We start from the raw sequence: 13,237 nt of genomic DNA, 5'->3' as shown, positions 1-13,237 counted from the left end.
CGGGCCGCCCCCGGGCCCCGCGGCGGGCTAGCCCGCCGCGGGGCCCTCCCCCGTACCGGTCAGCGGACCGGTCGCACCTCGATGACCTCCGCTCCGTAGCGGGCCACGATGTCGGCCCGGGCGGCGTCCGCCTGGTCGGTGGACACGGACACCCCGGTCCCGTCCTCGGAGATCCGGACCTCCTGGACGGTCACCCCCCGGGCCGCCCAGTAGTCCCGGTCGGTGTCCTTGATCCGGGCCGCCAGCTCCACGAAGTGCCGGCGCGAGGACGGCACGTCCGTGAAGTGGATCGTCACCCCGAAGTGCCGGACGGTGTCCAGCACCTTCTGGTCGAGGTCGCCCCCCGGTACCCGCAGCACCCACAGCTCGGCGGTCAGCAGGTCGATGCAGGTCCCGAGGTACTGCTCCGGGTACTGCATGGCGACGAACCGCCGGACGTCGAACTGCACCTCGCCCACGTGGCGGTTGACCTGCCCGCCGCTGGTGCTCGACGAGGGCTCCGGCGACATGGCGGGCGAGCGCGGCGGTGGCGGCGTCCAGTTCGACGGCGTCGCACTGTGCATCTCGTCCCAGCGCAGCAGCCGCAGCGAGGCCGGCCCCTCCGCACAGCTCGCCAGCGGCCCCAGGTAGTCCGGCCCCGAGGACGAGGGCGAGAGCTCCGGCAGCCCGGGGAACGGCCGTCCGGTGCCCGCCGACGGCACCGGCACGCCGCCCAGGTCCGAGGAGCGCACCCCGGTCGGATTCAGCCCCGCCGGGCCCACCGCCCCCGCCCCACCGCCCCCGCCGAGCTGCGTCACCACCGCGAGGCCCAGCGCCAGCACCGCGACCCCCGCGACCGACTGCGCCGCGAACCGCTGCCGGGTCCGGCGCCGACCGGCCTCCCGCAGCAGGGCCAGCGGCGGGCTTCCGCCGACCGCCTCCGCCCGGGCGCCGAGTCGTACCACCAGCTCCCGCTCGAACGCGTCCGCGCCGTCTCCCCCCGACCCGGCGCCCCTCTCCTCAGCCGTCATGACCCACCATCTCCTTCACGGGTGCCAGCTCCTGCCGAAGCGTCCTCATCGCACGGGCCAGGTGGGTCTTGGCCGTCGCCGTGGAGCAGCCGAGCTCCTCGGCCACCTGGGCCACCGACAGGTCCGCGTAGTACCGGAGCACCACCGCCGTCCGCTGACGGGGCGGCAGCTGCCGCAGCGCGCCCTCCAGTTCCTCGTCCCTGGCCTCCACCGCGGCCACCGGGGAGTCCGGCAGCAGCGGCGTCAGCACCTCGCGGCGGGTCCGCCGCCACCGCGACACATGGGTGCGCACCATGGCCCGGCGGACGTACGCCTCGGCCGCGCCCGGATCGCGGATCGCCCCGCGCCGCACGTACACCCGGGACAGGGCGTCGTGCAGCAGGTCCCGGGCGTCGTGGGCGTCCCCGGTGATCAGGAACGCGCCGCGGAGCAGGGCCTGGTACCGCGCCGAGACGAACTCGTCGAACGGGTCGTCCTGCCGGGTGCCCCCGGCGGAGCCCCCCGACCGCATCGATTCGCGCTTCATGCCAACCAGACGCACCGGCGGACGGAAACGGGTGACACGCCCGGCGGGAAAAACCGGAGGGGCCGGGGACCGATCAGTTCGGTCCCCGGCCCCTCCGCCACGACTCCGGCGTCACTGCGCCGCGTCGCCCGTGCGGTGGCGCTTGATCCACAGGGCCGCACCGCCGGCCGCCACGACCAGTCCGCCGCCGACGGCCAGCAGGCCGGCGTCGCCGCCGACCGAGCCGCCCAGCACCGGGCCGAGCTGCGCCGAGACGGGCTCCGGGGACACCACACCCGGATCGGGCTCCGCCACCGAGTCCGCGTGCGCCGCACCGGCCGCGCCCAGCAGCACCCCGGCCGCACCGAGCGCGCCCGCGGTTCCCAGCACACCCGCCGTGCCCACCCGTCGTCCGAGCTTCCTCAGCCGCACCACCCGGATCCGCCGAAGGCGCCGGACCGGCCGCAGACTCCGCATCGAGAACTCCCCAACTCGTTCGCGTACTGCCCCGACGCTATCCGATCCGCACAGATTTCTCACAGGTATTCAGGTTTGCCGCCCAAGAGTTGTACGACCGTTGCGCGGACGGACCACCGCCCTGCCCCCGGGGGCGAAGTCCTGACCGCGGATCAGGAGTTGTACGTCGACTGGGCCCGCTCCAGGCCCTCGGAGAGCAGCGCCTCCACCGCGTCCGCCGAACGGTCCACGAACCACTCCAGGTCCTTGCGCTCGGTGGCGGAGAAGTCCTTCAGCACGAAGTCCGCGACCTCCATCCGGCCGGGCGGACGGCCGATCCCGCACCGCACCCGGTGGTAGTCCTGGCCGAGCGACTTGGTGATGGACTTCAGCCCGTTGTGCCCGTTGTCGCCGCCGCCCAGTTTCAGCCGCAGGGCCGCGTAGTCGATGTCCAGCTCGTCGTGGACGGCCACCAGGGCGGAGAGCGGCGCCTTGTAGAAGTCGCGCAGCGCGGTGACCGGCCCGCCGGAGAGGTTCATGAACGACTGCGGCTTGGCCAGCACCACCCGCCGTCCCGCCAGCCGTCCCTCGGCGACCTGGGCCCGGCTCTTGTGGGCCTTGAACTTCGCGCCCATCCGCTGGGCCAGCAGGTCCACCACCATGAACCCGATGTTGTGCCGGTTCCGGGCGTACTGCTCCCCGGGGTTGCCCAGGCCCACCACCAGCCAGGGGCCTTCGTACGATTCGTCGCTCATGCGCTCGCCCACCACACCGCTCCTCGTGGTCATGTTCACCGCCATCATCCCGGACACGCCGCTGCCCCGGCCGCTCCAGCGGGAGCGACCGGGGCAGCGGTCTCAGACTGCGCGCGGGGCTCAGGCCTCGGCGCCGGCCTCGGCCTCCTCGGCCTCCTCCTCGGCGGGAGCGGCCTGGGCGGCGATGACCTGCAGCACGACGGCGTCGCCCTCGACGGCCAGCGAGACGCCGTTCGGCAGGACGATGTCCTTGGCGTGGATCGAGGCGCCGGCCTCCAGGCCCTCGACCGAGACGGTGACGGCCTCGGGCAGGTGGGTGGCCTCGGCCTCGATCGGCAGGGCCTGCAGGACGTGCTCCAGCAGGTTGCCGCCCGGGGCCAGCTCGCCCTCGGTGTGGACCGGAACCTCGACGGTGACCTTCTCGCCGCGCTTGACCAGCAGCAGGTCGACGTGCTCGATGGTGCGCTTGATGGCCTCGCGCTGGACGGCCTTCGGCAGCACGTACTCGTCCTTGCCCTCGATCGGCACGACCAGCAGGGCGTTCGGGGTCTTCAGGGCCATCATCAGGTCGTGGCCGGGCAGGTTCAGGTGAACCGGCGCGTGGCCGTGGCCGTAGACGACACCGGGGACGAAGCCGGCGCGGCGGGCGCGACGGGCGGCACCCTTGCCGAACTCGGAACGGGTCTCAGCGGCGATGCGGATCTCGGACACGACTGCACTCCTCGGGAAATCTGGCGCGGGGGTGCAGGCAATGCGAAAAGCCGCCGGGACCACACCCTCAGTACGTTCGGGGGTCACTCGGCGGCGCACGACCTCTGCCGGCGCCCGGAGACCCGGAACCGGCAGCGCGTCGATCACGGAGCGGGCACCCGCGGAGCGGGCACACGGCATCCCTCGCCGAGCAGTTTCACGAGTCTAACCGGGGAGGCGGCCTCTCGCGAAATCGGCGGCGGCCCCGGTCCGCAGGGAACCGGGGCCGCCTGCACGGGGCTTGGTCAGTGCACGCCCTCGAAGAGGCTGGTGACCGAGCCCTCCTCGAACACCTCGCGGATCGCGGCGGCGATGGACGGGGCGATCGACAGCGTGGTGATCTTGTCCAGCTGCAGCGAGGCCGGGGTCGGCAGGGTGTTGGTGAACACGAACTCGCTGACCCGGGAGTTCTTCAGGCGGTCCGCGGCCGGGCCGGAGAGCACGCCGTGGGTGGCGGCCACCAGGACGTCCGCGGCACCGTTCTCGAACAGCGCGTCGGCGGCGGCGCAGATGGTGCCGGCGGTGTCGATCATGTCGTCGACCAGGACGCAGACCCGGTCCTTGACGTCACCGACGACGTCGGCCGACAGGATGGTGTTGGCCTGGGTGATGTCGCGGCGCTTGTGGATGATCGCCAGCGGGGCGTCCAGCCGGTCGCACCACTGGTCGGCCACCTTGACGCGGCCGGCGTCCGGGGAGACCACGGTGAGCTTGTCGCGGTCGACCCGCTCGCCCACGTAGTCGGCCAGCAGCGGCAGCGCGAACAGGTGGTCCACCGGGCCGTCGAAGAAGCCCTGGATCTGCGCGGTGTGCAGGTCCACCGCCATCAGCCGGTCGGCGCCGGCCTGGCGCAGCAGGTCGGCGACCAGCCGGGCCGAGATGGGCTCGCGACCCAGGTGCTTCTTGTCCTGGCGGGCGTACCCGTAGAACGGCAGGATCGCGGTGATGCTCCGGGCGGAGGCCCGCTTCAGAGCATCGATCATGATCAGCTGCTCCATGATCCACTGATTGATGGGAGCCGTGTGGCTCTGCATCACGAAGCAGTCGGCACCGCGGGCCGACTCCAGGAAGCGGACGTAGATCTCACCGTTGGCGAAGTCCAGGGCCTTCGTCGGGACCAGCTCGGTCCCGAGCGACTCGGCCACCTCCCTCGCCAGCTCCGGGTGGGCACGGCCGGAGAAGAGCTTCAGCTTCTTCTCGCCCGACGTCGTGATCCCGCTCACTGCCACCGTCTCCTCGCGTTGCTGACGCTGAACCCGTCCGCACCGCGGGCAGGCGGGGGCCTGTCGGCGGGAGAGGTCGGGGGAATTGTCGATACGCCTGGACACGGGCGGTAGGCCCAATGGCGCACGTATGACCCCAAGGTTACGCGCCCGCGCGCGAACCGTCCGCCCCGGGACCGTCCACCGGACCTCCGCCCGCCCGCTCAGGCCTCCGCCGGGGCCTCTTCGGCACGCTCCGTCGCGGCCTCCGCGGCCTGCGCCGACGTGGTCCCCGGGCGCTTGCGCTGGACCCAGCCGGCGATGTTCCGCTGCTGGGCCCGGCCGACCCCGAGGGCGCCGGCCGGAACGTCGTTGGTGATCACCGAACCGGCCGCGGTGTAGGCGCCGTCGCCCACCGTGACCGGCGCGATGAACATGTTGTCGGATCCGGTACGGCAGTGCGCACCGATCACCGTGCGGTGCTTGTTGACCCCGTCGTAGTTCACGGTCACCGAGGCGGCGCCGACGTTGCTGCCCTCGCCGATCGTGGCGTCGCCGATGTAGGAGAGGTGCGGCACCTTGGCGCCCTCGCCCAGCTCCGAGTTCTTCACCTCGACGTAGGCGCCGACCTTGGCCTTGCGGGCCAGCCGGGTGCCCGGCCGCAGGTACGCGTACGGGCCGGCGGTGGCGAGCTCGCCGACCTCGGCGCGGTCCGCCGTGGTGTTGCTCACATGCGCCCCGGCGCCGACCCGGGTGTCCTTGAGCGTCGAGTTCGGGCCGACCTCGCAGCCCTCGCCGAGGTGGGTGGCGCCCTGCAGCTGGGTGTTCGGCAGCACCACCGCGTCCGGCTCGTAGGAGACCTGGACGTCGAACCAGGTGGTCGCCGGGTCCACCACGGTCACACCGGCCCGCATCGCCCGCTCCAGCAGCCGGTCGTTCAGCAGCCGGCGGGCGGTCGCGAGCTGCACCCGGTCGTTGATGCCGAGGATGTCCCGGTAGTCGGCCGCGACCACGGCGCCCACCCGGTGCCCGGCCCGGCGCAGGATCTCCAGGGTGTCGGTCAGGTACTCCTCGCCCTGCGCGTTGTCCGTGGTGACCTCGGCCAGCGCGGCCACCAGCAGCTTGGCGTCGAAGGCGAACACGCCGGAGTTGATCTCGCCGATCGCCCGCTGGGCGTCCGAGGCGTCCTTCTCCTCGACGATCGCGGCGACCGCGCCGTCCGCCTCGTCGCGCAGGATCCGCCCGTAGCCGAACGGGTCCGGCACCACCGCGGTCAGCACGGTCACGCCGTTGCCCTGCTCGGCGTGCGCCCCGGCCAGCGCGGCCAGCGTCGCGCCGGTCAGCAGCGGGGCGTCGCCGGTGGTGACGATCACGGTGCCGTCCAGCTCGACCCCGTCGGCCGCCAGCGCCTCCAGCGCGGTGCGTACCGCGTGCCCGGTGCCGTTCTGCTCCTCCTGGACCACGGCGCGGGCGCCCGGGTGATGCGCCGCCAGGTGCTCGGCCACCTTCTCCCGCATGTGCCCGATCACCACGACCAACTGGGCCGGCGTCAACTCCTCGGCCGCCGCCACCGCGTGGCCGACCAGCGACCGCCCGCACACCTCGTGCAGCACCTTGGGGAGGCTGTTCGACTTCATCCTGGTCCCGCCACCGGCGGCGAGGACGACAACGGCGGCAGGCGAATTGGCACTCACGGGGGGAGGCTCCTCATTCGGTTACACGGGGAGGGCAGAGCGGCCAGCGACGGGACCCGCACGTCAGCGCCCTGGCCGCTTCGAGGATAGTGCGCGGAGCAATTCCGCTCCTCCGGCCCCGGGAACCGCCGCGCAACACTCGCGAACCGGCCCGGGCCGACCGGCCCGAAGATGGCTCCCGGAGGAGGATTCGAACCCCCATAAGCTGGACCAAAACCAGCTGTCCTGCCCTTAGACGATCCGGGACCGGCGCATCCGCTCCCGTTCCCGGGGACGCGCTCCGCCAAGACTACGGGGTATGGGCCGTCACATCTACCTCCTCGCCCCCGCCCACCGGGGCCCCCGCCGGGAGCGCGACGTCATCCATCCAGTCGGGTGAATTCACTCAAGCGCCGCCCGGCCGCGTATTCCCTCGGCGGCGAACCGCAACCTACGATTCCGTAGGTTACGCGAACGTAGCCTCCGTCCTCTCCCCTCAAGGGACGCCCATGACCATCCAGGCCGGCGAGGCGCACGCCGAATCCGCGCGCCCCCTCGACTCCTCCGCCCCCGGATCCGACTCCCCCGACCCGATCGCCCCCGACGCCACCCCCGCCGCCACCCCCGCCGCCACCGCCACCGCCTCCGCCCCCGACGGAACCGGCGCGGCCGCCGTCACGCCGGACACCGGGGACGAGCCGAGGCTGCTCTCCGCCACCCGCGGCGGCGAGCGGCAGGGCCCCGCCGAGCGGATCGCGCTCGCGCTGTTCATCGCCGTGCCCTTCGCCGCCCTGGTCGCCGCCGTCCCGGTGGCCTGGGGGTGGGGGCTCGGCTGGACCGACCTCGCGATCGCCACCGCCATGTACTTCCTCACCTGCCACGGCATCACCGTCGGCTACCACCGCTACTTCACCCACGGCGCCTTCAAGGCCAACCGCCCGCTGCGGCTCGTCCTCGCGGTGGCCGGCTCGCTGGCGATCGAGGGCCCGCTGGTGCGCTGGGTCGCCGACCACCGCAAGCACCACCGGTTCAGCGACAAGGACGGCGACCCGCACTCGCCCTGGCGCTACGGCGAGACCGTCCCCGCCCTCCTCAAGGGCCTGTGGTGGGCGCACATGGGCTGGCTCTTCGACGAGGAGCAGACCCCGCAGCTCAAGTACGCGCCGGACCTCGTCCGCGACCCGGCCATGCGGCGGATCTCCCGGCTGTTCTGGCTCTGGACCGCGCTGTCGATGCTGCTCCCGCCGCTGGTCGGCGGGCTGGTCACGCTCTCCTGGCAGGGCGCGCTGTCCGCCTTCTTCTGGGGCTCGCTGGTCCGGGTGGCACTGCTGCACCACGTCACCTGGTCGATCAACTCGATCTGCCACGCGGTCGGCCGCCGGCCGTTCCGCTCCCGGGACCGCTCGGGCAACGTCTGGTGGCTGGCCGTGCTCTCCTGCGGCGAGTCCTGGCACAACCTGCACCACGCCGACCCCACCTCGGCCCGGCACGGCGTCCTTCCCGGACAGATCGACTCCTCGGCCCGGCTGATCCGCTGGTTCGAGCTGGCGGGCTGGGTCCGGGACGTCCGCTGGCCGGACGCGCAGCGGATCGCCGCCCGCCGCGCCGCATGAGGGCGCACCTGCAGCATGATGTAGGGGTGAACGGGAGCAGCGCAGACAGCACAGGCGGCCACCAGAGCACGCGGACGGACGCGGCGCCCGGTCCGGCGCAGGCCCGTCCGCGTGCCACCGCCGGGCCGGACGGCGCTGCGCCGGCGCCGCGCCGGCGGGGCGGCCGGGTGCGGATGACCGGCAAGCAGCGCCGGGAGCAGCTGCTGGAGATCGGCCGCACGGTGTTCGCCGAACGCGGCTACGACGGCACCTCGGTGGAGGAGATCGCCGAGCGGGCCGGGGTGTCCAAGCCGGTGGTGTACGAGCACTTCGGCGGCAAGGAGGGGCTGTACGCGGTGGTCGTCGACCGCGAGATGCAGCTGCTGCTCGACATGGTCACGGGGGCGCTGACCGGGGGGCACTCGCGCGAGCTGCTGGAGCAGGCGGCGTTCGCGCTGATGGACTACATCGACACCTCGACGGACGGCTTCCGGATCCTGGTCCGGGACTCCCCGGTGGCCCAGTCCACCGGCACCTTCGCCTCGCTGATCAGCGACATCGCGACCCAGGTGGAGGACATCCTGGGCCTGGAGTTCAAGGCGCGCGGCTTCGACGCGCGGCTCGCCCCGATGTACTCGCAGATGCTGGTGGGGATGGTCGCGCTGACCGGCCAGTGGTGGCTGGAGGTTCGCAAGCCGGAGAAGGCCGAGGTGGCCGCCCACCTGGTGAACCTGGCCTGGCACGGCCTGGAGGGCATGGAGCGGCACCCCAAGCTGGTCGGCGAGCGCAAGGCCTGACGGTCCCGGGGCGGTGCCGCCCCGGGACCGCTTCGCACCGGCCCCGCCCCGGGCCCGCCCAGGCCTCACGCCGGGCTCACGCCGGGCTCACGCCGACTTCACGCCGACGGCGAAGATCCGGCGGAACGGGAAGACGGTGCCGTGCGGCCCGGCCGGGTAGGCCTCCCGCAGCAGGGCCCCGTACTCGGCGAGGAAGGCGGCCCGCTCGGCGCCGTCGCCGAGCCGGGTGAGCACCGGCCGCAGCGCGGTGCCCTTGACCCACTCCAGCACCGGGTCCGGCCCGGTGAGCAGGGTGCTGTAGGTGGTCTCCCAGACGTCGACGGCGCAGCCCGCGCCGGCCAGCGCGTCCAGATAGGCGCCGGGCTCGTGGACGCCGGACCGGGTGGCGCCGTCGCCGAGGACGGCCCGCCAGCGGGGGCCGCGGCGCAGCTCGGCGAGCGCGGTGTGGCTGGGCGCGTCGAAGTTGCCGGGCACCTGGAAGGCGATCACCCCGCCGGGCCTGAGCGCCGCCGCCCAGCGCGGCAGCAGCGCGAGGTGCCCGTCGGTCCGTCCCCCCTCGCCCGCCTTCGGCGAGGAGGGTCCCTGCCGGGGTCGGCCGCCCGCCCCGAAGCCGACCCATTGCAGGGCCGCGTTGGAGACGATCGCGTCCGGCGCCGCCCCGGCCGGGTCGTAGTCGGCGGCGTCGGCGAGCAGGTAGTCGGCGGTGGGCTCGCCCTCGGCGCGGGCGGCGGCGAGCATCTCGGCGGAGTTGTCGATTCCCGTGATCCGGCCGGCGGGCCAGCGCTCGCGCAGGACGGCTGTGGAGTTGCCCGGTCCGCAGCCGATGTCGAGGACGGTCGGGGCCGGCTCGTGCGGGAGGGCGGGGACCCGGGCGAGCAGGTCGCGCAGCGGGCGGGTCCGTTCGTCGGCGAAGCGCAGGTACTGCGCGGGGTCCCAGACGGGGGCGGTCATGATCGGCCTCGCAAGTATCTCGACATCAAGATATCCATGCCAGCTTCGGGACTGGATTTCTCGATGTCAAGAGACTTCACATCGACAGAACCACCGATACACTGATCGTCATGGAGGACGAGGTCGATCGGCTGGTCGCAGCGTGGCGCAGAGAGCGCCCCGACCTCGACGTGGAGCCGCTCGAAGTGCTCAGCCGGGTCAGCCGGCTCGCCCGCCACCTGGACCGCGCCCGCCGGACCGCCTTCGCCGAGCACGGGCTGGAGCCCTGGGAGTTCGACGTGCTGACCGCGCTGCGGCGGGCCGGCTCCCCGTACCAGCTCTCCCCCGGCCAGTTGCTCACCCAGACCCTGGTCACCTCCGGCACCATGACCAACCGGATCGACCGCCTCACCGGCAAGGGCCTGGTCAAGCGGCTGCCCGACCCGGACGACCGGCGCGGCGTCCTCGTCCGGCTCACCGACGACGGGCGCGACCGCGCCGACCAGGCGCTCGCCGGGCTGCTCGCGCACGAGCGCGAGCTGCTCGCCCAGCTGACCTCGGCCCAGCAGGGCGAGCTCGCCGGCCTGCTGCGGCAGCTGGTCGCGCCCTTCGACAACATCCCGTAGCCGCGGCCGCGGCACCGGGCCCCGCCCTCAGAACCCGTCCGGGTACGGCGTGCTCAGCGCCGGCACCGGCGCGGGCACGGGCTCCGGCGTCCGGTAGCCCGGCAGCAGTTCGGCCAGCCGACGGCGCACCTCGTCGTCGCTGTTCACCGCCGCCGCCCCGTACAGCCCGGTCAGCCCGCCGGCCAGGTCCTCCGGCCCGGCCGCGGAGTCCGCGACGGTGGCGTAGATCCGCGCGTGCTCGGTCGACAGCCGCTCCTCGCCCTCCGAGAACAGCGCCTCGTTGAGCTTCTCCCCGGCCCGCAGCCCGGTGTAGCGGATCTCCACCTCGTCCCTGGCCAGCTGCACCTGCTCGGCGAAGTTGTGCACCAGGTCGACGATCCGCACCGGCTCGCCCATATCCAGCACGAACACCTCGCCGCCGCGCGCCATCCGGCCGGACTCCAGCACCAGGCCGACGGCCTCCTCGATGGTCATGAAGAACCGGGTGACGTCGGGGTGGGTGATCGTCACCGGGCCGCCGCTGCGCAGCTGCTCGGCCAGCACCGAGAGCAGCGAGCCGCGCGAGCCCAGCACGTTGCCGAACCGCACCGCCGAGAACACCCCGGTGCCCAGGTTGCGGGCGTCCCGGGCGTTCGCCTGGACGATCAGCTCGGCCAGCCGCTTGCTCGCGCCGAGCACCGAGGTCGGGTCGGCCGCCTTGTCGGTGGAGATCAGCACGAACCGCTCGACGCCGGTGGCCAGCGCCGCCTCCACCAGGTGGTCGGTGCCCAGCACATTGGACTTCACCGCCTCGCTGGGGTGGCGCTCCAGCAGCGGCAGGTGCTTGTGGGCGGCGGCGTGGAAGACCACCTCGGGCTTGAGGTCGCGGAAGATCTGCTGGATCCGCGGCCGGTCCCGGATGTCGGCGATCACCAACGACTCGTCGGTGAGCAGCGCCTCGCCCCAGATCTCCAGCTGCAGCCGGTGCAGATTGGACTCGTCGTGGTCGAGCATGTAGAGCGCGCTGGGGTTGAACGCGTGCACCTGGCGGCAGAGTTCGCTGCCGATCGAGCCGCCGGCGCCGGTCACCAGCACCCGCCGGCCCTCGATCACGTCCCGGACGTCGGCGGAGACCACGTGCACCTCGTGCCGGCCGATCAGCCGGTTGACGTCCAGGCTGCGCATGTCGGAGCCGACCACCTCGCGGCGCAGCGCGGCGAGGAAGGACGGCAGGTAGCGGACGGCGGCGCCGGCCGCGGCGGCGGCGGTGGCCAGCGCGCGGACCCGCTGCGGGGCGAGCCCGGGGATGGCCAGCGCGACGACCTGGGCGCGGTGCTCGACCGCCAGCGCGGTCAGCTCGGCCAGCGTGCCGAGCACGGGGACGGCGTCCACCGCCTGGCCGGCCTTGGCCGGGTCGTCGTCGAGCAGGCCGATCGGGGCGAGGCCGAACTCCGGGGCCCGGCCGAGGTCGCGCACCAGCGCGGTGCCGGCCGCCCCGGCGCCGACCACCAGGGTGCGCAGGCCCGTCGGCGGCGCCGCGGGGCTGCCGGAGGCCGGATCGGACGGGCCGGACGGTGCGTCCGACCGCGCGCCCGGGGCGCTCACGGCGTCGTTCGCGCCCTCGTTCGCGCCCTGCGGGGCCGTGTGCGGGCGTGCGGAAGTGCTGTGCGGCGACATCTGTCCTCCGGAGTTCCCTGACCTGACGGACCTGAGCCGACCGGGGACGGCCCCGGGCCGGTACCTGGGTGTGACGGACGGGCGGATCAGCCGGCGCCGGGAGAGGTGGACGTGGCGACGGACGGCGGGGCGGTGGGAGCCGCGAGTTCGGACGGGCTGACGCCGGCCCGGCGGGCCACCGCGACGGCGGCCAGGGTGGAGTGCACCCCGAGCTTGCCGAGGACGTTCTGCATGTGCGTACGAACGGTGTGCGGGGAGAGGTAGAGCCGCTCGGCGACGGCCTGCCGGCCGAGGCCCGCGACCATGCAGCGCAGGATCTGCTTCTCCCGCGGGGTGAGCGTGTCGACCAGGCGCTCGCTCTCGGTGCGGTCCCGGCGGGCCGTGGTGAGCTCGCGGATCACCCCGGTGAGCAGGGCGGGCGGCAGATGGGTCTCGTCCCGCAGCACGCCCCGGATCACCGCCAGCAGGCGGGCCAGCGAACTCTCCTTGGCCACCCAGCCGGTGGCGCCGGCGTGCAGGGCGCGGGCGGCCCGCTGCGGATCGTCGGCGGTGGCCAGGACGATCGCCCGCAGGCCGGGGTGGTGGCGGCGGATCCGGGCCAGCAGGGTGATGCCGTCGGGAACCGGGGCGGCGGACGGCACGGCCGCCGGGGGCGCCGGGGCGGCGGACGGGGTCACCGTCGCCGGGTGCGGCTCCGCCGGGTACGGGCCGGACTGGCGCGCGGCGGCCGGGTAGCGGACCGCCCCGCCGGGGGAGCCCGCGGTGCCGGCGGCCGGGACCGCGGGCGGACGGCGGGGCGACGGCACGCTCGGCGACGGGCGGCGGCGCAGCGCGTCCGACGGCTCGGCGCCCGGCTGGCGGGGCTTGCGCGCGGCCGCGGCCCCGCCCTCGGCCACCCCGAGATCGGCGTCCACCAGGACGACGTCGAACGCCCGCCCCTCGGTGGCGGCGCGCTCCAGCGCGCGGTCCGCGGCGGCCGCGCTGCCCGCCGCGCCGACCTCGACGTCGGGCTCGGCGGCGAGCGCCGCGGCCAGCGCCTCGGCGAAGATCCGGTGGTCGTCGACCACCAGGACGCGGATCCGCCCCATCGTCACTTCCCCCCTGCCCAGCTCCGGACCGCGTCCGGGACGGCGCTTCACGTCCCGCCGCCGCCGTCCGGGCGCTCCTGCGCCGACCGCCTCCCGGATACCCGGAAGCGCCTGGGTACCGGCCCCCACCGGTACCGGAATCAGCGTACGGGGTGGGCGCTGGCTCGGTGGGGGTTTGGTGAAGTTTCGTCAGGAGG

At 74.0% G+C, this 13,237-nt stretch carries 13 protein-coding genes and 1 tRNA gene; 3 read left to right on the top strand and 11 right to left on the bottom strand.

The window, feature by feature from the left end; translation table 11 throughout:
* Window positions 1-59: 59 nt before the first annotated feature.
* The 8 genes from ACFVFS_RS26070 to ACFVFS_RS26035 form a co-directional block, all read right to left on the bottom strand.
* The gene (locus tag ACFVFS_RS26070) at window positions 60-1,010 is read right to left on the bottom strand and encodes a hypothetical protein (protein ID WP_380627117.1); all 951 of its coding nucleotides are present in this window, start codon (window positions 1,008-1,010) and stop codon (window positions 60-62) included.
* Window positions 1,000-1,536 carry a SigE family RNA polymerase sigma factor gene (locus ACFVFS_RS26065; RefSeq protein ID WP_380627116.1) on the bottom strand — a complete coding sequence of 179 codons (537 nt, stop codon included), beginning with the start codon at window positions 1,534-1,536 and terminating at the stop codon, window positions 1,000-1,002. The genes ACFVFS_RS26070 and ACFVFS_RS26065 overlap by 11 nt, the downstream gene beginning before the upstream one ends.
* Window positions 1,537-1,647: 111 nt before the next feature.
* Window positions 1,648-1,992, bottom strand: coding sequence for a hypothetical protein (locus ACFVFS_RS26060; RefSeq protein ID WP_380627115.1), 345 nt, complete (start codon window positions 1,990-1,992; stop codon window positions 1,648-1,650).
* A gap of 152 nt (window positions 1,993-2,144) precedes the next feature.
* The gene (gene pth / locus ACFVFS_RS26055; protein WP_380627114.1) at window positions 2,145-2,726 is read right to left on the bottom strand and encodes an aminoacyl-tRNA hydrolase; all 582 of its coding nucleotides are present in this window, start codon (window positions 2,724-2,726) and stop codon (window positions 2,145-2,147) included.
* Window positions 2,727-2,846: 120 nt separating this feature from the next.
* On the bottom strand, window positions 2,847-3,437 hold the full coding sequence (locus tag ACFVFS_RS26050; RefSeq protein ID WP_380627113.1) for a 50S ribosomal protein L25/general stress protein Ctc: 591 nt from the start codon (window positions 3,435-3,437) through the stop codon (window positions 2,847-2,849).
* Between the two features lie 284 nt (window positions 3,438-3,721).
* Window positions 3,722-4,699, bottom strand: a complete 978-nt coding sequence (locus ACFVFS_RS26045) for a ribose-phosphate diphosphokinase (protein ID WP_380627112.1) — start codon at window positions 4,697-4,699, stop codon at window positions 3,722-3,724.
* Between the two features lie 203 nt (window positions 4,700-4,902).
* Window positions 4,903-6,372 (bottom strand): bifunctional UDP-N-acetylglucosamine diphosphorylase/glucosamine-1-phosphate N-acetyltransferase GlmU, encoded by a 1,470-nt coding sequence (gene glmU / locus ACFVFS_RS26040; RefSeq protein ID WP_380627111.1) that lies wholly within the window; start codon window positions 6,370-6,372, stop codon window positions 4,903-4,905.
* A 172-nt stretch (window positions 6,373-6,544) separates the two neighbouring features.
* Window positions 6,545-6,618: transfer RNA gene (locus tag ACFVFS_RS26035), tRNA-Gln, on the bottom strand.
* A 242-nt stretch (window positions 6,619-6,860) separates the two neighbouring features.
* Here ACFVFS_RS26035 and ACFVFS_RS26030 point away from each other — a divergent pair.
* Together ACFVFS_RS26030 and ACFVFS_RS26025 are read left to right on the top strand one after the other, a co-directional pair.
* Window positions 6,861-7,964: an acyl-CoA desaturase gene (locus ACFVFS_RS26030; protein WP_380627110.1), complete on the top strand. Its 1,104-nt coding sequence runs from the start codon at window positions 6,861-6,863 to the stop codon at window positions 7,962-7,964.
* A 173-nt stretch (window positions 7,965-8,137) separates the two neighbouring features.
* Window positions 8,138-8,740, top strand: coding sequence for a TetR/AcrR family transcriptional regulator (locus ACFVFS_RS26025; protein ID WP_350551889.1), 603 nt, complete (start codon window positions 8,138-8,140; stop codon window positions 8,738-8,740).
* An 87-nt stretch (window positions 8,741-8,827) separates the two neighbouring features.
* Here the strand turns inward: ACFVFS_RS26025 and ACFVFS_RS26020 are convergent, their stop codons facing one another.
* Complete coding sequence (locus tag ACFVFS_RS26020) at window positions 8,828-9,691, bottom strand: methyltransferase domain-containing protein (protein WP_380627109.1); 864 nt, start codon at window positions 9,689-9,691, stop codon at window positions 8,828-8,830.
* A 110-nt stretch (window positions 9,692-9,801) separates the two neighbouring features.
* Between ACFVFS_RS26020 and ACFVFS_RS26015 the strand changes: the two genes are divergently transcribed.
* Entirely contained in the window at window positions 9,802-10,296 is a 495-nt protein-coding gene (locus ACFVFS_RS26015; protein ID WP_320435994.1) for a MarR family transcriptional regulator, read from the top strand.
* Between the two features lie 27 nt (window positions 10,297-10,323).
* Here ACFVFS_RS26015 and ACFVFS_RS26010 read toward each other — a convergent pair whose 3' ends face one another.
* Together ACFVFS_RS26010 and ACFVFS_RS26005 are read right to left on the bottom strand one after the other, a co-directional pair.
* Complete coding sequence (locus ACFVFS_RS26010) at window positions 10,324-11,952, bottom strand: polysaccharide biosynthesis protein (protein WP_380627108.1); 1,629 nt, start codon at window positions 11,950-11,952, stop codon at window positions 10,324-10,326.
* An 86-nt stretch (window positions 11,953-12,038) separates the two neighbouring features.
* Window positions 12,039-13,040 carry a LuxR C-terminal-related transcriptional regulator gene (locus tag ACFVFS_RS26005; RefSeq protein WP_380627107.1) on the bottom strand — a complete coding sequence of 334 codons (1,002 nt, stop codon included), beginning with the start codon at window positions 13,038-13,040 and terminating at the stop codon, window positions 12,039-12,041.
* Window positions 13,041-13,237 lie beyond the last annotated feature (197 nt).

It is taken from the genome of Kitasatospora sp. NPDC057692, from assembly GCF_042799475.1.
GTDB lineage: Bacteria > Actinomycetota > Actinomycetes > Streptomycetales > Streptomycetaceae > Kitasatospora.
This window is presented reverse-complemented; position numbering and strand designations above follow the sequence as displayed.

Excerpts from the sequence above, each read along its gene's own strand:
- ACFVFS_RS26070 (WP_380627117.1), bottom strand. The coding sequence starts at position 1,010 with ATGACGGCTGAGGAGAGGGGCGCCGGGTCGGGGGGAGACGGCGCGGAC.
- ACFVFS_RS26065 (WP_380627116.1), bottom strand. The coding sequence starts at position 1,536 with ATGAAGCGCGAATCGATGCGGTCGGGGGGCTCCGCCGGGGGCACCCGG.
- ACFVFS_RS26060 (WP_380627115.1), bottom strand. The coding sequence starts at position 1,992 with ATGCGGAGTCTGCGGCCGGTCCGGCGCCTTCGGCGGATCCGGGTGGTG.
- pth (WP_380627114.1), bottom strand. The coding sequence starts at position 2,726 with ATGAGCGACGAATCGTACGAAGGCCCCTGGCTGGTGGTGGGCCTGGGC.
- ACFVFS_RS26030 (WP_380627110.1), top strand. The coding sequence starts at position 6,861 with ATGACCATCCAGGCCGGCGAGGCGCACGCCGAATCCGCGCGCCCCCTC.
- ACFVFS_RS26025 (WP_350551889.1), top strand. The coding sequence starts at position 8,138 with ATGACCGGCAAGCAGCGCCGGGAGCAGCTGCTGGAGATCGGCCGCACG.
- ACFVFS_RS26020 (WP_380627109.1), bottom strand. The coding sequence starts at position 9,691 with ATGACCGCCCCCGTCTGGGACCCCGCGCAGTACCTGCGCTTCGCCGAC.
- ACFVFS_RS26015 (WP_320435994.1), top strand. The coding sequence starts at position 9,802 with ATGGAGGACGAGGTCGATCGGCTGGTCGCAGCGTGGCGCAGAGAGCGC.
- ACFVFS_RS26010 (WP_380627108.1), bottom strand. The coding sequence starts at position 11,952 with ATGTCGCCGCACAGCACTTCCGCACGCCCGCACACGGCCCCGCAGGGC.
- ACFVFS_RS26005 (WP_380627107.1), bottom strand. The coding sequence starts at position 13,040 with ATGGGGCGGATCCGCGTCCTGGTGGTCGACGACCACCGGATCTTCGCC.